Below are 25,904 nucleotides of genomic sequence, written 5' to 3'. Positions count from 1 at the left end.
GGTATCATCTTCCCGGAATCTGTAGTCGAGGGTTTGATTGGGATGGAGTCACATGGCCGCACGCGTCGAGCAGTTGGAGTTTCAGGCCGAGGCACGTCAGCTGCTGAATTTGCTGGTCCACTCGATTTACTCGAACAAGGACTCGTTTCTGCGGGAGTTGATCTCGAACGCCTCCGACGCGCTGGACAAGTTGCGCCTGGAAACGCTGCGCAACAAGGACCTGAACGTTGACGCCTCCGACCTCCACATCGACATCGAGGTTGGCCACGATCCACGAACCCTGACCGTTCGCGACAACGGCATCGGTATGACCCACGAGGAAGTCGTGGATCTGATCGGCACCCTCGCGAAGTCAGGTACCGCCGAGCTGCGTCAGCAGTTGAAAGACGCCAAGAAGGCCTCCTCCGAAGAACTGATCGGCCAATTCGGCATCGGTTTCTACTCGACGTTCATGGTGGCCGACAAGGTCGAGCTACTCACACGCAAGGCCGGCGAGAGTGAAGCCACCCGGTGGGTATCGAGCGGTGAGGCCACCTACACCATCGAGACCGTCGACTCATCAGATGGCGAGGCTCCGGTCGGGACGTCGGTGACACTGCATCTCAAACCTCAAGACGCAGAGGACGAGCTGCATGACTACACCTCCGAGATGAAGATCAGGGAGCTGGTGAAGCGATACTCCGACTTCATCGCCTGGCCAATCCGGATGCAGGTCGAGCGGCGCATCCCGGCCACCGAGGAAGAGGGCGAGGAGCGCGTCGAGATCGAGACGCAGACCCTCAACTCAATGAAGGCGTTGTGGGCCAGGCCCAAGGGCGAAGTCTCCGATGTCGAGTACAACGAGTTCTACAGACACATCGCGCACGCCTGGGATGACCCGCTCGAGGTCATCTCGCTGAAGGGTGAGGGCACCTTTGAGTATCAGGCATTGTTGTTCATCCCATCGCACGCGCCGATTGACCTGTTCAACCGGGACGCCGCAACCGGGGTGCAGCTGTATGTCAAGCGCGTCTTCGTCATGGCCGATTGCGCCGAACTCATGCCAAGGTACCTGCGCTTCGTCCAGGGGGTTGTCGATGCAGAGGGCATGTCACTCAATGCCTCTCGCGAGATTCTGCAGCAGGATCGGCATATCACCGCTATACGTCGCCATCTCACCAAGAAGATTCTCTCGACCATCAAGGATCTGCAGACATCGCGGCCGCAGGACTACCGCACGTTCTGGACGCAGTTCGGCGCCGTCATCAAGGAGGGTCTGACATCGGACTTCGACAACCAGGACAAGCTGCTGCGCATCTCCTCCTTCCACTCCACGCACGGTGAATCCGAACCCACCACCCTGGGTGAGTACGTCGATCGCATGAAGGACGGTCAGGATCAGATCTTCTATGCCACAGGCGAATCGCTACAGCGGCTGGTGAAGTCGCCCCATCTGGAGGCGTTCAGGGCCAAGGGGTATGAGGTGCTGCTGCTCACCGATCCGGTCGACGAGATCTGGGTGGGAACGGTCGCCGAGTTCGACGGCAAGACGCTGCAATCCGTGGCCAAGGGCGAGGTGGCCCTCGACTCCGAGGATGAGAAGGTGGCGCACGAGGCCGAGCGCCAGGAGCGGGAACGGGATTTCGCCGACCTGCTCACCTGGTTGAAGGAGACGTTGAGTGATCATGTCAAGGAAGTGCGGTTGTCCACACGACTGACCGAGTCACCGGCCTGCCTGATAACCGACGCCTTCGGGATCACACCGACACTTGCGCGCATGTACCGGGCTTCCGGGCAGGTGGTTCCAGTCGGGAAGCGGATCCTCGAGATCAACGCAGATCATCCCCTCGTGACCGGACTGCAAACTGCGCACAGGAATGCCGGCGGCGATTCAGCGCTGACAGAGGATCTCGCCGATAGTGCCGAATTACTCTACGGTACAGCGATTCTCGCCGAGGGTGGCGAACTCGAGGACCCTGCGAAGTTCGCCGCGCTACTCGCGAACCGGCTGGCGCGTACGGTGTGACTCAGGGAATCCCCTTGACGGTGTCCTCGACACAGATGAGTTTGAGCTGTTGGCCGTACAGGCTGACAGTGTCGGCAGTCAACATCTGTTCGTGGGTGCAGTCGACGGTGTACTCGGTGATGTCACCGGCAACGTAGGGCCGCCAACTCTGCAGGGCAGAGGAACCGTTTTCGTTCTCATTCTGCAGGGCGGAGAACACGTGAAGATCGCCATGAAAGACGCTGGGCTCGTGATCGCCGAACAATGCGATGTTGGTGTTGACGTTGTGAACGGCCATGTCCAGAAGCTTCTCGTATCGAGAGAACTCCACGGCTGCGTGTTCACGAATCAGTTGCTCCACCTGCTCATCGGTGAGCGGGCCCTCCTGTTCAGGAGTGTCTATTTCAGACAGCCGCAGGACACCCTCGAGTATGTCGTTCCTGTCCAGTGCACGGTCTGACACGCTGCTGTCCATATCGGGTTGAGCGTCGAGAAGGATGAGGCGCGCGATTACGCATCCGCGCCGTTGCAGCTCAATGGCTGTTTCGTGAGCGACTACGCCCCCAAAGGAGAAGCCGAGAATGCTGTAGGGCCCGGTCGGATACGCCTCGATCAGCCTGTCGGCATAGTTTCTCGCCATTTCGCGAATCGAATGAGGTTCGGCTTCGTCGTCCTGCAGAACTTGTTGAATTCCGATGATCGAGCAGTCCAGGTAGTTGGAGAGCGAGTGATACGCCCAACTCATCCCAACTCCGGGGTGGATGCAGAACAGCGGAACTCCGGTGCCTCTCTTCAGGATCTGAACGGGCGCTACCTCTTGCACAACCATGGCGTCGGTCTGCAGGCGCTGACTCAGACTTCTCACCGTGGGCGCTTCGAATATCGTGGGTACCGAGAGATCGACATCCAGTGCGGTCTTGATGGCCGCGATGAGGCGCATTGCTGACAGTGAGTCTCCGCCCAGGGCGAAGAAGTCGTCGTCGAGGCCGACCCGGTCCAGCGCGAGCACATCCGCGAACAGCTCGGCGACGGTCTTCTCGGTTGGGGTCTGCGGTGCCCGGAAGGATGTGGTGGCGAACACCGGTGCCGGCAGGACCTTACGGTCGATCTTGCCCGAGGAGGTCAACGGGAACTCGTCGAGCACCACGATCTGGGATGGCACCATGTATTCGGGCAACCGCTCGCCAAGCCGCTGCCGCACCGCACTGACCTTGGTGTTGGTGTGCGGATCATTGGCATAGCTGCCGCGCTGGCGCGCGCCGACGGGGGGCAGGTACAGATCGGTCAACGCCCGGCCGTATCCGGCGTCACTTGCCGCGATGAAGACCGCATCCAGGGTTCCGGGTTGAGGACCCCAGGTGACCGCGACCTGATACCCGTTCTCCTCACCGAGCCGGTGCATCTGCTCGGGGGTGACGCTGCCAGACATCGCGGTCGCAGCGGCCGAGCGTGCATCGGCAAGTGGGAGTCCGGCGGCCAGCGCCGCGTCGATGCCCACATCGGCGATCACGCCGGTGCGGGGGATCGCGCTGACGCGCACCATGGTTGGCCGGTGGGCGATCAGCTCGGCTTGCAGGCCGCTCAATCCGGCGCAGTCGGTCCACTCCCAGTTGGACGCCCCGGCCACCGAGTGCACCGCGGTTGGTGTCTTGTAGGCCGTGACTTCGTAGCGGTAGCGGGTCAGCTCATTGTCGGCATCGCCGCGCTTGACCGCAATGCCCACCCCACCCACTGACGCATGCCCGGCGGCCCAGGTGGTGAAGAACTCCGGTGCCAACAGCAATTCGGGCTCCCCCAGCATCGCACGTTGCACCCGTTGCCGAACCTCGTCGGCGTCAGCGCATATATCGGTGTGCGCCAGCGCCACACCGGTCTGAAACGCTCCCTGCAGGCTGTGATTGCGCACATCACCGATGAACAGTGCCCCACCCGGGGTCAGCAGTTCCACGGCCTTGTCGATGACGTCGGCCAGATAGTCCGCGCTCGGGAAGTACTGAACCACCGAGTTGATGACCACCACGTCGAAGTGGTTCTGCGGTAACCCCTCGACCACATCGGCTGGTTGGGCGAGCAGCTGCACCCGATCCGCCCACGGCTGCCGGGCGACCGCTGATCTCAGCTTGTGAACCGTTGGTGCGGAGAAGTCCGTGCCCCAGTACTCCACACACCTCGGCGCGATCTGTGACAGCAACAGCCCCGACCCCACCCCGATCTCGAGCACCCGACTCGGCCGCAGCGCCAGAATCCGCTCCACCGCCGCCGAGCGCCACTCCTGCATCTGCGGTAGCGGAATCGGCTCGCCGGTGTAGCTGCTGTTCCAGCCACGGAAGTCACTGCCGAAGTCTGCGGCCGCGCCCTCGGCGTCATACAACTCGTCGTAGATGTTCTGCCACTGATCGACGACCTCAGCATCATGATCTGCGGTGCTCGATCGCTCCAACGTGATGTATCCGACCAGATGATCGCTGCCGGCATCGCTGTGATGCACTGCCGCCGCAGCCCTGGTGACCTGCGGGCAGGACAGCAGGGTGTTCTCGATCTCACCCAACTCGATGCGCTGCCCGCGCAGTTTGATCTGGGCATCGGCACGACCCAGATACTCCAACTGCCCATCAGGACCCCAACGCACGAGATCGCCGGTGCGATACATCCGCTCCCCAGCTTCCCCGAATAGGTTGGCCACGAACCGATCCGCGGTCAATCGCGCCCGACCCACATACCCGCGCCCGACCGCCGGCCCGGCCAGATACAACTCACCGACCACCCCGACCGGGGCCGGCTTGAGCCGGGCATCCAGCACCAACGCGTTCACCCCAGCGATCGGTGCCCCGATCCGCACCGGCTGGCCCACGGACAACAATGCACATGTCACCCAGATGGTGACCTCACTGGGTCCGTAGCCGTTGAACATCCGCCGACCCGGCGCCCAGGCGGCCACCAACTCCGCGGGCACCGCCTCCCCCACGGCTATCAGCGTGCTCAACCCGGCCAACCGGGCTCGATCCAGTGTCGCCAGCACCGTCGGCGTCAGCACTGCCGCATCGACACGCTGCTCGGACAGCAGTGCCGTCAACGCCTCTCCTGCATAGGAATCTGGGGGTGCCACCACCAACGCCGCCCCTGACGCCACCGCCAACAACCACTCTCCGACCGAGGCATCGAATGTGGGCGCGGACACCATCAGCACCCGCGAGAGAGAGGTCAGCCCAAATCGTTCGCGCTGCGCCTCAGCCCAACCCAGCAGTCCGGCGTGAGTTACCGTGACCCCCTTCGGGGTGCCGGTGGACCCCGACGTGAAGATCACATATGCGGCATCATTCACACTTTGCGGAGCCAGCCGCTCAGTGTCAGTGATCGGTTCGGCACTGAGCCCCGACACATCCAGATCATCGATGCGTAGCACCGGACGGTTCCCAGCCCCCGCCACTACATCGACACCATAGGTCAGCACACACACCGCCTCAGCGGTGTCGAGCACCGTGGCGATCCGCGCGTCCGGATGAGCCCGATCCACCGGCACGTACACCCCACCGGCCTTGAGCACCGCCCACCACGCCAACACCAACTCCGCCGACCGGCCCATCGCGACGCCCACCGCGCGCTCCGGTCCCACTCCCATCTCAATCAGGTTCCGCGCCAGCCGATTCGAGGACTCATCCAGCTCGCGGTACGACCACTGGCGGTCCCCATCAATAACGGCCACCGCATCCGGGTTGGCCGCCACTGCTGCGGCCAACAACTGCGGACCCAGCCCCACCGGGCCTCCGATATCAGCGCCAGACCATTGCCTCAGCACGAGTTCGCGCTCGCCGCGATCCAGCAGGTCCACATCGCCCACCACCACCGACGCGTCGGCCACCACAGCCTCGACCACCCGGCCGAACCATCTGATCAACCGCTCGATCGTGGACAGGTCGAACAGATCCGTGGCATAGGACACCGTGCCTGCGCAGATCGGCGCACCCGCATCCCCGCCGGGTATCTCGCTGAGCTCGATGTCCAGATCGAACTTGGCGGTGCGGGTGTCGGCCTCCAGCGGCTCAACACTGACCCCCTCGATCTCCCTACCCTCGGGGCGCACATTGTTCTGAAACACCATGAGGACTTGAAACAGTGGGTGATGTGATGTGGAACGTGCCGGGTTGAGCTGCTCGACCAGCAACTCGAAGGGCACATCCTGGTTGCCGTAGGCATTCAGCGCCTTCTGTCGCACCTGCTCGAGCACATCGCTGAAACGCAGTCCGGAGTTCACTCCCACTCGCAGCACCCAGGTGTTGACGAAGAACCCGACCAGATCGTCGAGCGCGGCATCCAACCTCCCGGCGATCGGTGCACCCATCGCCACGTCGTCACCGACCCCAGCTCGGTGCAGCACCACCGCTGCCACGGCCTGCAGCATCATCGAGGCCGTCACGTTGTGTGCCGCCGCCACCGCCTTGAGCCCCGCCCACGTCTGCGCGTCGATGCGCAATGGCGCCTCGTCACCGCGGTAAGTGGGCACCGGCGGCCGAGGTCGATCGGTCGGCAACGACACCACCTCGGGCAACCCGGCCAATTCCTGCCGCCAATAGCCCAACTGCCCGGAGATCACACTGTCGGGATCAGTCACCGATCCGAGCCAGTCCTGTTGCCAAAGGGCGTAATCGACATACTGCACCGGCAGCGGCGTCCAATCGGGAGCCTGGCCCACACAACGGCTGGCATACGCCGCACCGATGTCGCGCACCATCGGCACCATTGACCATCCGTCAAAGGCAATGTGGTGCACGACAATACCCAACACGTACTGCTCGGGACCCACCTGGAAGACCTGGGCCCGGATTGGGACCTCGGCCGCAAGATCAAAGCGGTACCCCGCCAATGCCACCAACTCGCCGAGCACATCGGAGTCGGGTAGCGATAGCACCCCGGGACCCCCGTGCCGCCACATCCCCTCCCGAGCCGGCAACACCTTCTGGAACGCCGCACCGTCTACATCGGGGAAGACTGTGCGCAGTGACTCGTGCCGGGCGATCACGTCATCAAGGGCGGCACCCAGCGCGGCCACATCCAAAGCCCCGCTTATCCGCAACGCGGTTGGAATGTTGTAGGTCGCCACGCCACCCTCGAACCGGTTCAAGAACCACATCCGGCTCTGTGCAAACGACAACGGGATGTGCTGCGGGCGTGGCATCGGCTGTAGTGGTGGGCGGGCCGCACCGCCAAGATTACGGTCCAGGTGATCGGCGAGGCCTCCGACGGTCGAGGCGTCGAACAGGTACCGCACCGGCACCTCCCTGCCCAATGCTGACTCCAGCCGGGCGCTGACCCGGATGGCGATCAACGAGTCCCCGCCCAGTGCGAAGAAGTCGTCGTCGAGACCGACCCGGTCCAGGCCGAGCACTTCGGCGAATACCCGGGCCACGGTCTTCTCGGTCGGGGTCCGCGGTGCTCGGAATCGGATTACGGCGAACACCGGTGCAGGCAGGGCCTTTCGGTCGATCTTGCCCGAGGAGGTCAACGGAAGCTCGTCGAGGACCACCATCTGGGTCGGCACCATGTAGTCGGGCAGCCGCGCACTCAACAGCTGACGCACCGCGCTGAGTTTCGTGTTGGTGTGCGGGTCGTTGGCGTAACTCCTGCTGCGTTGGCGGGCGCCGGCGGGGGGCAGGTACAGATCGGTCAGCGCCGGAACACTCCCGGACTCACTTGCCGCGATGAAGACCGCATCCAGGGTTCCGGGTTGAGGACCCCAGGTGACCTCGACCTGATACCCGTTCTCCTCACCGAGTCGGTGTAGTTGTTCGGGCGTGGCTGTGTCGGCTGTGGAGGTGGCGGCGGCCGACTGTGCGTCGGCGAGCGGGAGTCCGGCGGCCAGTGCCTCGTCGATGTCCACATCGGCGATGACACCGGTGCGAGGGATTGCGCTGACGCGCACCATGGCCGGTCGTTGTGCGATCAACTCGGCGTGCAGACCGCTCAATCCGGCGCAGTCGGTCCACTCCCAGCGCGGTGCAGAGGCCAGCGAGGACACCGATGTCGGCGTCTTGTGGATGGTGACGTCGTAGCGGTAGCGGCTGAGTTCGTTGTCGGCATCCCCGCGCTTGACGTGAATCTCCACTCCGACCGCCGACGAATTCTGCGCCGCCCAGGTGGTGAAGAACTCCGGAGCCAACATCAATTCAGGCTCGCCGAGGATGGCGCGCTGCACGCGTTGCCGGACCTCATCGGTCTCGGCTCCAGTACCGTTGTGCACCAACGCGACACCGGTCTGAAACGCACCCTGCAGGCTGTGGTTGCGGACATCGCCGAGGAACAGTGCCCCACCGGGGGCCAGCAGGTCCACGGCCTTGTCGATGACCTCGGCCAGGTAGTCAGCGCTCGGGAAGTACTGGATGACCGAGTTGATGACCACCACGTCGAAGTGGTTCTGCGGCAGCCCCTCGACCACATCGGCTGGTTGGGCGAGCAGCTGCACCCGATCCCCCCACGGCTGCCCGGCCACCGCTGATCTCAGCTTGTGAACCGTCGGCGCGGAGAAGTCCGTGCCCCAGTACTCCTCACACCTCGGGGCGACCTGTGACAGGACAAGTCCCGAACCGACGCCGATCTCGAGCACCCGACGTGGACGCAGCGCCAGAATCCGGTTCACTGCGGCCGAGCGCCACTCCTGCATCTGCGGCAGCGGAATCGCCTCACCGGTGTAGCTGCTGTTCCAGCCCCGGAAGTCGCTACCGAACACTGAGTCTGCGCCCTCGGCGTCATACAACTCGTCGTAGATGTTCTGCCACTGATCGACGACCTCGGCGTCATGATCTGCGGTGCTCGATCGCTCCAGGGCGACGTAGGCGATGAGATGGTCCGCGGTCTCGGCGTGGTGCACCGCCGCTGCTGCCTGCGACACCTGCGGGCAGGCCAGCAGGGTGTTCTCGATCTCGCCCAGTTCCAGACGCTGGCCACGGAGTTTGATCTGGGCATCGGCACGACCCAGATACTCCAACTGCCCATCGACACCCCAGCGCACCAGATCTCCTGTGCGGTACATGCGCGTGCCGGCGTCCCCAAACGGGTTGGCCACGAAACGATCCGCGGTCAACTCCGCACGACCCACGTATCCGCGCGCCACCGGAGGACCCGCCAGATACAGCTCACCGACCACTCCAACTGGGGCCGGATTGAGCCGTGCATCCAGCACCAGCGCGCGCATCCCCGCGATCGGAGACCCGATCCGGACCGGCTGCCCAGTCGACAGTGCACTCCAGGTGGCCCAGATGGTGACCTCGGTCGGTCCGTAGGCGTTGAACATCCGCCGACCCGGCGCCCATGCGGCCATCAACTCCGCCGGGATGGCCTCCCCGACGGCGATCAGGGTGCCCAGCCGCCCATCCAACCGGGATCGGTCCAGCGTCGCCAGTACCGTCGGAGTCAACACCGCCGCATCGACCCGCTGGTCGCGCAGCAGTGTCGTCAACGCCTCCCCCGCATAGGAATCCGGGTCTGCCACCACCAACGCCGCCCCCGACGCCACCGCCAACAGCCATTCGAACACCGAGGCGTCAAAGGTCGGGGCCGAGACCATCAGAACCCGCGCATCCGCGCCCAACTCGAACGCCTCACGGTGCCCCGCCGCCACACCCAGCAGTCCCGCGTGGCTGACTGCCACCCCCTTCGGGGTACCCGTGGAACCCGACGTGAAGATCACATACGCGGCATCATTCACACTTTGCAGAGCCAGCCGCTCAGCGTCGGTGATCGGATCGGCACTGCGACCCGACAGATCCAGACCATCGATGCGCACGACTGGACGAGTCCCGGCTGCGCCCAACACATCATCGCCACAGGTCAGCACACCCACTGCTCCAGCGGTGTCGAGCACTGTGGCGATCCGCGCATCCGGATGAGCCCGATCCACCGGCACGTACACCCCGCCGGCCTTGAGCACCGCCCACCACGCCAGCACCAGCTCCGCACAGCGGTCCATCGCCACGCCGACCGCGTGCTCCGGTCCCACTCCCATCTCAATCAGGTGCCGCGCCAGCCGATTAGAGGACTCATCCAGCTCGCGATACGACCACTGGCGGTCCCCATCAATAACGGCCACCGCATCCGGATCGGTGGCCACCGCCGCGGCCAACAACTGCGTACCCAGCCCCACCGGCGCGACCCCGTCAGCACCAGACCACTGCGCCAGGACCAGCTCACGCTCACCGCGATCCAGCAGCTCCACATCCCCCACCACCACCGACGCGTCGGCCACCACAGCATCGACCACCCGGCCGAACCACCTCGCCAACCGCTCGATGGTGAACCGGTCGAACAGATCCGTGGCATAGGACACCGTGCCGGCGCAGATCGGCGCACCAGCACCCTCACTCTCGCCGGGCATCTCTCTAAGTTGGATGTCCAGATCGAACTTGGCGGTGCGGGTGTCAGCCTCCAGCGGGTCAACGCTGACCCCCTCGATCTTCATCACGTCGGGACGCGCGTTGTTCTGGAATGTCGTGGCCACCTGGAACAGCGGGTGATGCGATGTGGAACGTGCCGGGTTGAGCTGCTCGACCAGCAGCTCGAAGGGCACATCCTGGTTGCCGTAGGCATCCAGGGCCTTGTGTCGTACCTGCTCGAGCACATCGCTGAACCGCAGTCCGGAGTTCACTCCCACTCGCAATACCCAGGTGTTGACGAAGAACCCGACCAGATCGTCGAGCGCCTGGTCCATCCGCCCGGCGATCGGCGCACCCATCACAACGTCCTCACCGACCCCGGCCCGGTGCAACACCACCGCCATCACAGCCTGCAGCACCATCGAGGCCGTCGCGTTGTGCGCCGCCGCCACCGCCTTGAGCCCCGCCCACGTCTGCGCGTCGATGTGCAGCGGTACCTCGTCACCGCGATAGCTTGGTACCGGCGGGCGAGGCCGATCGGTCGGCAGCGACACCACCTCGGGCAGGCTGGCTAGTTCCTGCCGCCAATAGCCCAACTGACCGGCGATCACGCTGTCGGGATCGGCCTCTGACCCCAGCCAATCATGCTGCCACAGAGCGTAATCGACATACTGCACCGGCAGGGGTGCCCAATTCGGGGCCTGGCCCACACAGCGGCAGGCATACGCCGCACCGATGTCGCGCACCATCGGTGCCAGGGACCAGCCGTCAAAGGCGATGTGATGAAACACTATTCCCACCACGTACCGCTCGGGGCCCACCTGGAAGATCTGCGCCCGAATCGGGATCTCGGCCGCCAGATCGAAGCGGTACCCCGCCAATGCCACCAACTCGGCGGCCACATCGGTCTCGGGTAGCGACACCACCGCCGGACCGCCGCGCCGCCACATCCCCTCCTGCGCCGCCAGCACCTTCTGCAGTGGCACACCGTCACGGTCGGGGAAGACCGTGCGCAGCGACTCGTGCCGGGCGATCGCATCATCGAGGGCCGCATCCAGTGCCGCCACATCCAAAGCCCCGTTGATCCGGAAAGCGGTCGGCATGTTGTAAGTCGCCACGCCGCCCTCGAACCGGTTCAAGAACCACAATCGACTCTGGGCATAGGACAACGGCAGCTCCGCCGGCCGCTGCTGCGCCGCAAGCGGCTTACGCTTGGCGGCTCCCTCACCGATATGCGGCGCCAACTGTGCCACCGACGGCGCGTCGAACAGGGCTCGCACCCCAAGGCCACAGTCGAGGCTTGTGTTGATCGCGTTGATCACTCGCACCGCCGACAGCGAGTCACCGCCCAGGTCGAAGAACGAGTCGTCGACCCCGACGCGATCCAAGCCGAGCACGTGGGCATAGATACCGGCCAGAATCTCCTCGGTTGGCGTGTCCGGGGCACGGTAGCGATCGACATCGGTGTACTCCGGTGCCGGAAGTGCTCGCTTGTCCAGTTTGCCGTTGACGGTCAGCGGCAACTCCGCGAGCGCCACCACCGCTGCGGGCACCATGTACGTCGGCAGCCGAACGGCCAGCGCGGCGCGCGCCTGTGCCGGATCGAGGGTGCCGGTGACGTATCCGACCAGACGCTTGTCGCCAGGGCGGTCCTCACGCGCGATCACCACCGCCTGCTCGACCCCGTCCAGATCGGCCAATGCCGCGTGCACCTCGCCGAGTTCGATGCGGTAGCCCCGGATCTTGACCTGTTCATCGGCCCGGCCCAGATATTGCAACTGCCCGTCAGCACCCCACCGCACCAGATCCCCGGTGCGATACATGCGTGTGCCGGACTCACCGAACGGACAGGCCACAAATCGCGATGCGCTCAACCCCGGTCGCCGCACATATCCCACTCCCACACCGCGTCCGGCCACATACAAGTCACCGACCACACCCGGCGGCACCGGATGCAACCAGGCATCCAGTACGAAGAAGGCAAGACCCGCCAGGGGCACCCCGACGGGACTGACACTGCTGTCGACGTCGTGGCTGAGGATCTCCCGGAATGACGCATGCACCGTCGTCTCGGTGGTGCCATACATGTTGATCATGCGTGGCCGTCCCGGATGGTTGCCCAGCCAGGTCCGAAGGCGCTGCGGGTCCAGCGCTTCACCGGCGAACACCACCGCCTCGAGTTTCAACTGGCCTCCCGGCCCGGTCTCCGGCGCGTCGGCGGTCTGCAGCGCGTAGAACCCCGACGGAGTCTGGCTCAAAACGCTAACCCGTTCGGAGACCAGCAATGCGTAGAAGTCCTGCGGCGAACGCGCGACCGCCTCGGGCACCACCACCAACCGGCCCCCATACAGCAACGCACCCCACATCTCCCACACCGAGACGTCAAAGGCCAACGAGTGCCACTGCGTCCACACCTGGCCCGCTAGATCGAGGTGGGCGTTCGCCGAGTCCAATAGCTGGGTGACGTTGTGATGCGTGATGGCAACACCTTTCGGTGTACCGGTGGTACCCGAGGTGTAGATGATGTACGCGATGTCGCTGGCCATCGGCGCTGGCAATGCCGCCGGGGGGGCTGAGTCGATCCGCGGGTCGTTGATGTCGATGACCAGCAGATCACAGCCGTCGAGCCGGTCAGCCAATCCCGCAGTGCTGATCGCTGCGATCGGCGTGGCATCACCCACCATGAACTCGATCCGCGACTGAGGATGCGCCGGATCGATCGGCAGATACGCCGCTCCGGCCTTGAGCACCGCCAGTATCGACACGATGGCCTCGGGGCACCGATTGAACAGCAAGGCCACGCACTGCCCGGGGCCCACCCCCAACCCGATCAACAGATGTGCCAACCGGTTCGAGGCCTCGTCGAGTTCGCGGTAGGTCATGGAGCGGCCGCAGAAACTGATCGCCACCGCCTCCGGCTGGCCCGCGACCCGCTCGACGAACATCGCCGGTATCGACACTGCGGTCGCAGACCTGCTCAGCGCCGCCCGGTTGGCGAACTCATCCAGTCGGACATGCTCACCGGCATCAAGCACATCCACGGTCGACAACGACCAGTCAGGATCGGCCGTCATCGACTCCAGCACCCGCCGCAGTCGTTGCGTCAACGCCTCGATGCCGGCCGCGTCGAACACATCGGCGCGAAACTCCACGGTCCCGCCGATGCCGGCGGGCTCACCGACGTCGGTCCATCGTTCGGACAGCGAGAATGTCAGGTCCATTCGAGCGGTTTGAACGTCGGCAGGCAGAGGGGTGACCTGTACATCGCCCAACGCCGACTCCGATGCGGGGTCTCCGGCGAAGTTCTGCCAGGCCAACATCACCTGCACCAGGGGATGATGAGTCAGCGATCGAGTCGGGTTGAGCCGATCCACCAGCACCTCAAAAGGAACATCCTGGTGCTCAAAGGCCGCCAGACCGTGCTCGCGCACCCGGCCGAGTAGCTCAACCATGGTGGGATCGCCAGTCAGATCGACCCGCAGCACCAGGGTATTGACGAAGAATCCCACCAACTCGTCGAGCGCCGTGTCACCGCGCCCGGCGATCGGGAATCCCACCGCGACATCAGAACTGGCGCTGACCTTCGACAGCAGCACCGCCAGGGCCGCCTGCATCACCATGAAGCTGGTGGCGTTGTGCTCACGGGCCAGTCGGGTAACCCGCTGCTGCAACTGTGCCGGCCAGTCCACGACCACACTGGCGCCGCGGTAATCGGCCACCGGCGGATAGGGCCGATCCGTCGGTAGCTCCAGTCGCTCCGGCAGGCCCGCCAACGCCCGCTCCCAGAAGGCCACCTGTCTACTGATGCGGCTGTCGACGTCCGTCAGATCACCCAGATGCTCGCGCTGCCACAACGTGTAATCGACGTATTGCACCGGCAGCGGCGCCCACTCAGGCGGCCGGCCGGCACACCGGCTGGCATACGCCAGCCCCAAGTCAGCCACCAGCGGCCTGACCGAAGCACCGTCCGCGGCGATATGGTGCACCACGGCCACCAACACATGCACATCCTCGGCGACACGGAAAAGTGTTGCCCGCAGCGGAATCTCAGTGGACAGATCAAACACCGTACGAACTGTCGCGTCGATCTCCTCGCCCAACCGGCCCGCAGACCAGCCACTGGCATCAACAATCCGCCAACCGAAATCGGCCTGGCCGGCGGGCACCACCACCTGCTGGGGCACGCCATCGGGCGCGGTGAACACCGTGCGCAGGCTCTCATGCCTGCGAACCACATCGCCCAGCGCCCGCCCGAGCGCATCGCCATCCAGCCGTCCGCTCAGCCGCAACGCCATCGCCATGTTGTAGATCGGCGACGGTCCCTGCAACTGATCCAGGAACCACAATCGCTGCTGGGCGTACGACAACGGCACCACCGCGGGCCGCTGCCGTGCCGTCAAGGGCGTCCGCCGACCCGAACCCGCACTGATCCGCGGCGCCAGTTGGGCCACCGTGGGCGCCTCAAACACCGCACGCACGGCAAGCTCGCCATCCAGGCTGGTGTTGATCGCGTTGATCACCCGCGTCGCTGACAGCGAATCGCCACCCAGGTCGAAGAACGAGTCATCGATACCGACCCGGTCTAGCCCGAGCACCTCGGCATAGATACCGGCCAGAAGCTCCTCGATGGGCGTGGCAGGGGCACGGTAGTGATCACCCTCGGTGTACTCCGGGGCCGGGAGGGCCCGTTTGTCCAGTTTGCCGTTGACCGTCAGAGGCAGGCAGTCGAGCACCACCACAGCCACCGGCACCATGTACGCCGGCAGACGCTGTGAGAGGTGGGCTCGTAGCTCGGCCGGTTCGGCGGTCCCGGTGATGTAGCCGACCAGGCGTTTGTCACCGGGGCGGTCCTCGCGGGCGATCACCGCGGCTTGCTCGACCCCATCCAGTTCGACCAGAGCTGTTTGAATCTCCCCCAGTTCGATGCGATAACCGCGGATCTTGACCTGCTCGTCGGCCCGGCCCACGTATCGCAGCTGTCCGTCAGCACCCCAGGAAGCCAGATCCCCGGTGCGGTACATCCGGGCCCCCGGCCCACCGAACGGACACGCCACAAACCGTGCCGCGGTCAGCCCGCCGCGGCGCCAATACCCGCACCCCAGCCCGGCACCGGCCACATACAGCTCACCGACCACGCCCACCGGCGCCGGCTGCAATCTCTTGTCCAAGACAGAGAAGCCGAGGTGGGCCAACGGAACCCCGATGGGACTGGCGCTGCTCTCGAGGTCGCCCTCGCTGATCTCGCGGAACGAGGCATGCACCGTCGTCTCGGTGATGCCGTACATGTTGATCAAGCGCTGTGATCCCCGATGGCTCTCCAGCCACGCCCGAAGGCGTTGCGGCTCCAGTGCCTCACCGCCGAACACCACTGTCTCGAGCTTCAGTTGGCGCCCCAGCTCGGGCTGTAGCGCGTCGGCCGTCTGCAGCGCATAGAACGCCGAAGGGGTCTGGCTCAACACGCTCACCTGTTCCGCGACCAACAGCGCGTGCAGGTCCTCCGGTGCACGGGTCACCTCTTCGGGCACCACCACCAGCCGCCCACCACGCAGTAGCGCACCCCAGATCTCCCAGACCGAGTAGTCAAACGCCAACGAATGACACTGCGTCCACACCTGTCCCGTCAGCTCCAGATTGGCATCCAGGGACTCCAACAACTGGGTCACGTTGCGGTGGGTGATGGCCACCCCCTTCGGAACACCGGTGGTACCCGAGGTGTAAATGAGGTAGGCAACATCATCTGGGGCCGGCGCGGGCGGCGCAGTGCTGGGCTGGGCCCCAAGGCCGGGATCATCGATATCGACAACCCGCAGATCGCATCCGTCCAGCCGGTCCGCGAGTCCAGCGGTGGTCACCGCCGCGAACGGTGCGGCATCGCCCACCATGAACTCGATCCGTGCATCGGGATGAGCCGGATCTATCGGCAGATACGCCGCCCCGGTCTTGAGCACCGCCAGTATCGACACGATGGCCTCGGGGCACCGATTGAACAGCACCGCCACACACTGCCCCGGGCCCGATCCCAACCCAGCTAATAAGTGCGCCAACCGGTTCGAGGCCTCGTCCAGCTCGCGATACGACATCGATCTACCGCCGAAGCTCAGCGCCACCGCCTCTGGTGTACGAGACGCCTGCTCAGCGAACGCAGCAGGAATCGAGGTGGACTCTCCCGTCGGCCGGGTCAACGCCGCCCGGTTGCCGAACTCGTCCAGCCGCGTGCGCTCATCCTCATCCATCAAATCCATCGACGAGAGCCGCCGGGGCGGGTTAGTGGTCATTGCCGCCCTCCGCCTCAGCGGTCATCGCCGTCAGTACCCGCCGCAATCGCTCGATCAGCCGCTCGACACCGTCCACGTCAAACACATCGGTGCGAAACTCCACTGTTCCTCCAATCCCGGCGGGGCCGCCGGTACCGTTGAAGCGTTCAGCCAGCGAGAAGACCAGATCCATTCGGGCTGTGTGGGTCTCCGCTGGAATCGGCGTGGCAGCCACATCACCCAACGCCAGCCCGGCAGCGGAGTCCCCACTGTGCTGCCAGGGCAGGTTCTGCCATGCCAACATCACTTGAACCAGCGGATGATGGGTCAGGCTGCGAGCCGGGTTGAGTCGATCCACCACGACCTCGAATGGCACGTCCTGGTGCTCGTAGGCCGCCAGACCACGCTCGCGCACCTGAGCCAGAAGCTCAGCCACAGTGGGATCCTCGCCCACGTCGACGCGCAGCACCAGCGTGTTGACAAAGAAGCCCACCAGATCATCCAGCGCTGGATCTCCTCGGCCGGCGGTCGTGATTCCCAGGGCCACATCAGAACTGGAACTCAGCTTCGATAGCAGCACCGCCAGGGCGGCCTGCACCACCATGGAACTGGTCACGTTGTGCTCGCGAGCAACTCGATCAACCTGCTGCTGCAGCTCGGCCGGCCAGTCCACGGCGATACTGGCGCCGCGGTACTCCGCCACCGGCGGATAGGGACGGTCGGTGGGCAACTCGAGCCGCTCGGGCAGCCCAGCCAACGCCTGTTCCCAGTAGGCCAACTGCTTGGCGATCACACTCTCGGGATCAGACTCGTCCCCTAGCCACTCTCGTTGCCATAGCGTGTAATCGACGTACTGCACCGGAAGCGGCGCCCACTCCGGGGGCCGTCCCGCGCTCCGGCTGGCGTAGGCCATCCCCAGATCAGCCACCAGCGGCGTCACTGACCAGCCGTCGGCCGCGATGTGATGCACGACCGCCACCAGCACGTGCTCATCCTCCGCGACGCGGAGAAGCGTTGCCCGCAGCGGTATCTCGGCAGATAGGTCGAAACTGTGACGCGCTGCCGCGCCGACGGCCTCCTTCACCCGGTCCGCCGACCAATCGGAGGCATCGATGACCTGCCAGCCCAGATCGGCCTCCTCGGCGGGCACCACCAGCTGCTGCGGTGTCCCCTCCGGTGTGGTGAAAAGCGTGCGCAGGCTCTCGTGGCGGACCACCACGTCGTCCAGTGCCTGGCCGAGCGCACCAGCATCCAGTGGCCCGCGCAACCGCAATGCGACGGCCATGTTGTAGATCGGCGACGGGCCCTGCAACTGATCGAAGAACCACAGCCGCTGCTGGGCGTAGGACAATGGGATGGGGTGCGGGCGGGGCGTCTGCTGTATTGGTGGGCGGGCCGCATCGCCAAGATTGCGGTCCAGGTGGTCGGCGAGTTCGGTGACTTTCGGCGCGTCGAAGAGATAGCGCACCGGCACTTCCCTGCCCAGTGCCGACTCCAGACGCGATGTGACCCGGATGGCGATCAACGAGTCCCCACCCAGGGCGAAGAAGTCGTCATCGAGGCCGACCCGCTCGAGTCCGAGTACCTCCGCGAAGACCTCGGCGACGGTCTTCTCGGTCGGGGTCTGCGGTGCGCGGAAGGTGCTGACGGCGAATACCGGTGCCGGCAGGGCCTTTCGGTCGATCTTGCCCGAGGAGGTCAACGGGAACTCATCAAGGACCACGATCTGGGTGGGCACCATGTACTCGGGCACCCGCTCACTCAGCCACTGCCGCACCGCACTGACCTTGGTGTTGGTATGGGGGTCGTTGGCGTAGCTGCTGCGCTGCCGGGCCTCGATGGAGGTCAGGTACACGTCTGTCAGCGCCGCGACGGGCCCGTCAACGACGGCGGTGAAGACGGCATCCAGCGTGCCCGGTGCCGCTCCCCAGGTGACCGCGACCTGGTATGCGGCGGTCTCGCCAAGACGGTGCAGTTGTTCGGCAGTCGCGGTGACCTCGCAGGGGTCCTGGGCCAGCGCATCCGCCATGGGCAGTCCGGCGGCCAAAGCCTGCTGGATGTGCACGTCGGCGATCACACCGGTGCGGGGGATCGCTGTGACGCGCACCATGGCCGGACGTTGCGCCGTCAACTCGGCGTGTAGTCCACTGAGCCCTGCACAGTCAGTCCACTCCCAGGTCGGTGCACCGGCCAGCGAGCACACCCGCGTAGGGGTCTTGTGAATGGTGACGTCGTAGCGGTAGCGGCTGAGTTCGTTGTCGGCCTCCCCACGTTTGACCGCAATGTTCACCCCAGCCGCGGACGGATGCTCCGCAGCCCAGGTGGTGAAGAACTCTGGCGCCAAAAGCAATTCGGGCTCCCCCAGCATTGCGCGCTGCACACGTTGCCGGATCTCGTCGGCGTCAGCACCGGCTCCGGTGTGCGCCAATGCGATACCGGTCTGGAATGCACCCTGCAGGCTGTGATTGCGCACATCGCCGATGAACAGTGCCCCACCGGGGGCCAGCAGCTCCACGGCGCTGTCGATGACGTCGGCCAGGTACGCCGCGCTCGGGAAGTACTGAACCACCGAGTTGACGATGATGGTGTCGAAGTAGTCCCGCGGCAGAGTCCCGGTGACATGCGCGGGCTGGGTCCGCAGCTGAACTCGATCCCCCCACGACTGCCCGGCCACCGCGGCCTGCAAGGTCTGGATTGTCGGTGCGGAGAAGTCCGTGCCCCAGTACTCCACACACACCGGGGCGACCTGTGACAGCACCAACCCAGAACCGACACCGATCTCCAGCACCCGACCTGGCCGCAGCGCCAGAATCCGGTCCACCGCCGCCGCACGCCACTCCTGCATCTGCGGCAGCGGAATCGCCTCACCGGTGTAGCTGCTGTTCCAACCCCGGAAATCACTGCCGAACTCGACCACCTCAACCTTGGCCTCAGCGTCGTAGAGTTCGTCGTAGACGTGTTGCCACTGATCGACGACCTCGGCCTCCTTGTCGGCGGTGTTGGTGCGCTCTAGGGCGATGTAGGCGATGAGGTGCTCAGCGGTGTCGCTGTGATGCACCGCCGCGGCGGCCCGCGACACCTGCGGGCAGGCCAGCAGGGTGTTCTCGATCTCGCCCAGTTCCAGACGTTGCCCGCGCAGCTTGATCTGGGCATCGGCACGACCCAGATACTCCAACGTTCCCGCCTCAGTCCAACGGACCAGATCCCCGCTGCGATACATGCGCTCCCCGGCATCACCAAACGGGTTGGCCACGAAGCGATCCGCGGTCAACGCCGCCCGTCCCACATATCCGCGCGCCACTGGCGGCCCACCCAGATACAACTCACCGACGACCCCCACCGGGGCGGGGTTGAGCCGTGCATCCAGCACCAGCGCGCTGACTCCGGCGATCGGGACGCCGATACCCACCGGCTTCCCCGTCGACAGCGCACTCCAGGTGACCCAGATGGTTACCTCGGTGGGGCCGTATGCGTTGAACATCCGCCGACCCGGCGCCCACGCCGCGACCAACTCAGCCGGACAGGCTTCCCCACCGGTGATCAACGTCCTCAGCCCGTCCAGCCGGGATCGGTCCAGCGTCGCCAGCACGGTGGGAGTCAACAACGCCGCATCCACCCGCTGCTCGGCCACCAACGCGGTCAATGCCTCCCCCGCATAACAATCCGGCGCCGCCACCACCAACGCCGCGCCCGACGCAACCGCCAACAGCCACTCGAACACCGAGGCGTCAAAGGTCGGTGCTGCGACCATCAGAACCCTCGACCGCGCTTCCAAACCGAATACCGCACGATGCGCTGCGGCCTCACCCAGCAGTCCGGCATGGCTGACCGCCACCCCCTTCGGGGTGCCAGTGGACCCCGACGTGAAGATCACGTAGGCGGCATCATCCACGCGCAGCGGCGCGAGCCGGTCAGCATCGGTGATCGGATCCGCAGACAGCCCCAACACGTCCAGATCGTCGACCCGTAACACCGGACGGCTCCCAGCCCCTGCCACTGCATCTGCATCACGAGTCAACACACACACCGCCTCAGCAGTGTCGAGCACCGTGGCAATGCGTTCGACCGGATGGGTCTGATCCACCGGCACATAGGTTCCACCGGCCTTGAGCACCGCCCACCACGCGAGAACCAACTCCGCACACCGGCCCATCGCCACGCCCACTGCGCGCTCTGGACCCACCCCCGCGCCGATCAGCGACCGGGCCAACCGATTCGAGTCCTCGTCGAGTTCGCGATACGACCACTGACGGGCCCCATCGACCACGGCCACCGCATCCGGGTCAGCGGCCACCGCCGCAGACAACAACTGCGGCCCCAACCCCACCGGCGCACCGGCCTGTGCACCAGACCACTGCGCTAGTACCAGCTCGCGCTCACCGCGATCCAGCAGGTCCACATCGCCCACCACCACCGACGGGTCGGCCACCACCGCCTCGACCACCCGGCCGAACCAACCGACCAGCCGCTCGATCGTGGACCGATCGAACAGATCCGTGGCGTATGTCACCACCCCGGCAGCACCCTCGCCGGGGACCTCCCTCAAATCGATGTCCAAGTCCCATTTGGCGGTGCGGGTATCAGTTGACAGCGGCTCGACCCTGACCCCCTCGAGCGCCACCTCTGGGCGCACGTTGTTCTGGAAGACCATCGCCACCTGGAACAGCGGATGATGCGATGTCGACCGCGCCGGGTTGAGCTGCTCGACCAGCAGATCGAACGGCACGTCCTGATTGCCGTAGGCATCCAGCGCCTTCTGCCGCACCTGCTCGACCACATCGCTGAACTGCTGGTGGGAGTTCACCCCCACCCGCAACACCCAGGTGTTGACGAAGAACCCGACCAACCCATCGAGCGCGGCGTCCAATCGTCCGGCGATCGGCGTACCCAACGCCACATCCTCACCGACTCCGCTCCGATGCATCAGCACCGCCACCACGGCCTGCAGCACCATCGAGACCGTCGCGTTGTGCGTCGCCGCCAACGCCTTGACTCCCACCCAGATCTGCGGGTCAATCCGCATCTCAACACCGTCACCGCGGTAACTGGGCACCGGCGGCCGAGGCCGATCCGTCGGCAGCGACACCACCTCGGGCAGCCCGGCCAACTCCTGCCGCCAATAGCCCAGTTGCCCGGCAATCACACTGTCGGGATCGGTCACTGATCCAAGCCAATCCTGCTGCCACAGCGTGTAATCGACATACTGCACCGGCAACGGCACCCAACGTGGGGCCAGGCCCTGGCGCCTCGCCTGATACGCCTCGGCCACATCACGCACCATCGGCGCCATTGACCAGCCGTCAAACACAATGTGGTGCAGCACCATCCCCACCACATACTGTTCGGGACCCACCTGGAAGATCTGTGCCCGGATCGGGATCTCAACCGAGAGATCAAAGCGATACCCCGCCAACGCCACCAAGTCGGCGGCCACATCTGACTCCGGCACCGACACCACCGCCGGACCGCCGCGCCGCCACATGCCCTCCTGTGCGGCCAGCACCCGCTGCAACGCCACGCCGTCCACATCGGGGAAGACCGTGCGCAGCGACTCGTGGCGGGCGATCACGTCATCAAGGGCCGAATCCAACGCGTCGACATCCAGTGGCCCGTCGACCCGCAACGCGATCGGCATGTTGTAGGTCGCGACCCCACCCTCGTACCGATCGAGGAACCACAGCCGCTGCTGTGCGTATGACAACGGCACCTCCGCCGGCCGCTGTCGCACCCCCAACGGCTTACGCCCACTCGATCCCTCACCGATACGCGGCGCCAACTGTGCCACCGTCGGGGCGTCGAACAGGGTCCGCACCGCAAGGCCGGAGTCCAGACTGGTGTTGATCGCGGCGATCACCCGCATGGCCAGTAGCGAGTCACCGCCAAGATCGAAGAACGAGTCGTCCGCACCGACCCGCTCCACACCCAACACCTGGGCGTAGATGCCGGCCAGGATCTCCTCGGTGGGGCCCGATGGCGCGCGGTAGGCAGCGCTCAGCTGGTACTCCGGTGCCGGCAACGCCCGTTTGTCGAGTTTGCCGCTGACCGTCAACGGCAGCGCATCCATCAGCACCAAAGCGGCAGGCACCATATACGTCGGCAACCGCTGCGCCAGGGCGGCGCGCGCCACCACTGCATCAAATACCCCGGTGATTGATTCGGTGACATAACCCACCAGTCGCTTGTCACCCGGACGATCCTCGCGGGCGATCACCACCGCCTGCCCGACCCCATCCAGATCCGCGAGCACTGTCTGGATTTCGCCGAGTTCGATACGGTACCCGCGGATCTTGACCTGCTCGTCAGCACGGCCGAGATACTGCAACTGCCCGTCAGTTCCCCAGCGCACGAGGTCCCCGGTGCGATACATGCGCGCTCCAGGTAGCCCGGCATCGGCGAACGGGCAAGCCACAAACCGGGACCCCGTCAACCCCGCCCGACGCACGTAGCCGACGCCCACACCGCGACCGGCCACATACAACTCACCGACCACCCCAGTCGGCACCGGCCGCAGCCACGCATCCAGTACAAACAGCGCTGTGGTCGGCACTGGAGCACCAATGGGCACCGCGGGCGATCCCACCGACAACGGTGCACTCATCGACGCATATATCGTGGTCTCGGTCGGGCCGTAGGCGTTGATCATCACCCGTCCCGGCGCCCACCGATCCACCACCTCGGACGGGCAATCCTCGCCACCGAGGAGCAATGCCACCGAATCCAAGCCCTCACAGGAAAGTGCAGCCACCGCCGACGGGGTTTGAGTGAGCACGTTGACCTGTTCGGCAATCAGCAAGGCGTGGAAATCATTCGGCGATCCCGTCACAGCTTCGGGTACCACCACCAACCGCCCGCCAGTCAGCAGCGCAGCCCAGATCTCCCATACGGAGAAGTCGAACGCATATGAGTGGCACTGCGTCCACACCTGCGCCGCCGGAAGGAAAGCGGGCATGGACTCCGCCACGTGAGCCAGGTTGCGGTGCGTGATGGCCACCCCCTTGGGGGTGCCGGTAGTGCCTGACGTGTAGATGAGGTAGGCAATGTCATCGGGGGATGGCATCGGCAACGCCGTGTCAGGACCGGCGGCTACCCGGGGACCGTCGAGTTCAAGGGTCCGAACGTCGGAGCCGTGCAGCCGCTCAGCCAACGCTGCCGTGGTCAGCGCGACGATCGGCTCCGCATCAGCCACCATGAACCGCAGCCGCTCATCAGGCACAATCGGATCAATCGCGAGATAGGCGGCCCCGGCCTTGAGCACTGACAGCATCGCCACGACCGCTCGCGGTGAGCGCTCAAGCAGCAATGCCACGGTGTCGCCGGGCGCCACACCTTGACCGACCAGCAAGTGTGCCAACCGATTCGATGCCTCATCGAGGTCTCGATACGTCATCTGGCAGCCTTCGGCGCTGATCGCGACCTCGTCAGCGCAACGATCCACCTGTGCAGCGAACAACGCCGGAATCGACATCGCCATCTCGGGCTGGCTCAGTGCCGTCAAATTGCCGACCTCGTCGAGACGGGAATGGTCCACCGTGTCAAGCACATCGACCGATGACAATGTGCGGGACGGATCGGCGGTGAACGCCACCAGCACCCGCCGAAGCCGTTCCGCCAGTGTCTCGATACCAGCGGCATCGAACACATCGGTACGGAACTCCACCGTCCCGGAGATGCCGGCCGGCTCCTCATCAGTGGTCCACAGTTCAGACAGCGAGAACGCCAGATCCATCCGGGCAGTACTCGTTTCCGCCGACAGCGGCGTGATCTGCACATCGCCCAGCGCAAGATCGGCTGCGGGGTCCCCACCGAAGTTCTGCCAGGCGAGCATGACCTGGATCAGCGGATGATGGGTCAAACTGCGGGCCGGGTTGAGCCGGTCGACCAACACCTCGAACGGCACATCCTGATGCTCATAGGCGCCCAAGGCCCGCTGGCGCACCTGCTGCAACAGGTCAGCCACGGTGGGATCTCCGGCCAGGTCCACCCGCAGCACCAGCGTGTTGACGAAGAAGCCCACCAACTCGTTCAGCGCGGACTCGCCGCGACCGGCGATCGGGAATCCCACCGCCACATCTGAGCTGGCGCTGTGCTTCGACAGCACCAGCGCCAGGGCGGCCTGCACCACCATGAAGCTTGTCACGTTGTGCTCGTGTGCCAGACGAGTAATCTGCTGCTGCAGCTGCGCAGGCCATTCCACCGCCACGCTGGCCCCGCGGTAATCGGCCACCGGCGGATACGGCCGGTCCGTCGGGAGTTCCAAACGCTCGGGCAGGCCGGCCAACTCCTGCTCCCAATAGGCCAGCTGGCCGGCTACCACGCTGTCGGTATCTGATTCCGAACCGAGCCACTCCTGTTGCCACAGTGTGTAATCGGCGTACTGGACCGGCAGCGGCGCCCAATCGGGGCCCCGTCCGGCGCTGCGGCTGGCATAGGCCATCCCCAGATCTGCCACGAGCGGTGTCACCGACCAGCCATCAGCGGCGATATGGTGCACCACCGCCACAAGCACATGCTCACCCTCGTCGACGCGGAACAGCGTTGCCCGTACGGGAATCTCGGCGGACAAGTCGAAACTGCGACAAACCGCCGCGCTGACGGCCGCCTCCAACCGCTCCGCCGGCCAGTCGCCGGCGTCCACTACCTTCCACCCGAAATCTGCCTGCTCGGCAGGCACGACCACCTGTCGTGGCACACCATCGACAGCGATGAACAGCGTGCGCAGGCTCTCCTGGCGGGCAATGACATCGGCCAAGGACACGCCCAGGGCATCAGCGTCCAGAGGCCCAGTCAGCCGTAGCCCCACCGCCATGTTGTAGATCGGCGACGGACCCTGCAACTGATCCAGGAACCACATGCGGTTCTGGGCGTAGGACAACGGCACCTCTGCTGGTCGCTGCTGTGCGGTCAGGGGCTCTCGTCTGCTCGACCCCTCACCGACATGCGGTGCCAGTTGCGCCACGGTGGGTTCGTCGAACAGGGTGCGCACCGCGAGCTCGGCGTCCAGGCTGGTGTTGACCGCGGCGATGAGTCGCATCGCTGAGAGTGAGTCACCACCGAGGTCGAAGAAGGAGTCATCGACACCGACGCGGTCCAGGCCGAGCACCTGGGCGTAGATACCGGCCAGGATCTCCTCTACGGGTGTGGTGGGTGCGCGGTAGTGATCGCCATCGGTGTACTCCGGAGCCGGCAGGGCACGGCGGTCCAGTTTGCCGTTGACGGTCAGCGGCAGCGCCTCGAGCACCACGACCGCGGTCGGCACCATATAGGCCGGGAGCCGATCGGCCAGTCGCGTGCGTATCTCGGCCG

At 65.3% G+C, this 25,904-nt stretch carries 3 protein-coding genes; 1 reads left to right on the top strand and 2 read right to left on the bottom strand.

Annotation, left to right across the window (positions count from 1 at the left end; translation table 11 throughout):
• Positions 1–52 precede the first annotated feature (52 nt).
• The gene (gene htpG / locus ACZY0X_RS06285) at positions 53–2,005 is read left to right on the top strand and encodes a molecular chaperone HtpG (protein WP_463768800.1); all 1,953 of its coding nucleotides are present in this window, start codon (positions 53–55) and stop codon (positions 2,003–2,005) included.
• Between the two features lies 1 nt (position 2,006).
• Here the strand turns inward: htpG and ACZY0X_RS06280 are convergent, their stop codons facing one another.
• Positions 2,007–16,427: an amino acid adenylation domain-containing protein gene (locus ACZY0X_RS06280; RefSeq protein ID WP_463770519.1), complete on the bottom strand. Its 14,421-nt coding sequence runs from the start codon at positions 16,425–16,427 to the stop codon at positions 2,007–2,009.
• A 184-nt stretch (positions 16,428–16,611) separates the two neighbouring features.
• The coding region (locus ACZY0X_RS06275; protein WP_463768799.1) for an amino acid adenylation domain-containing protein at positions 16,612–25,904 on the bottom strand (9,293 nt) is incomplete at its 5' end.

Source organism: Mycobacterium sp. IDUB_39 (genome assembly GCF_055419205.1).
The sequence above is the reverse complement of the archived record's forward strand: the minus strand, read 5'-3'. Positions and strand labels throughout refer to the sequence as shown.

What these genes read in the sequence shown, in the direction of transcription:
- ACZY0X_RS06280 (WP_463770519.1), bottom strand. Translation starts at nt 16,427, where the DNA reads ATGTCGTATCGCGAGCTGGACGAGGCCTCGAACCGGTTGGCGCACTTA.
- htpG (WP_463768800.1), top strand. Translation starts at nt 53, where the DNA reads ATGGCCGCACGCGTCGAGCAGTTGGAGTTTCAGGCCGAGGCACGTCAG.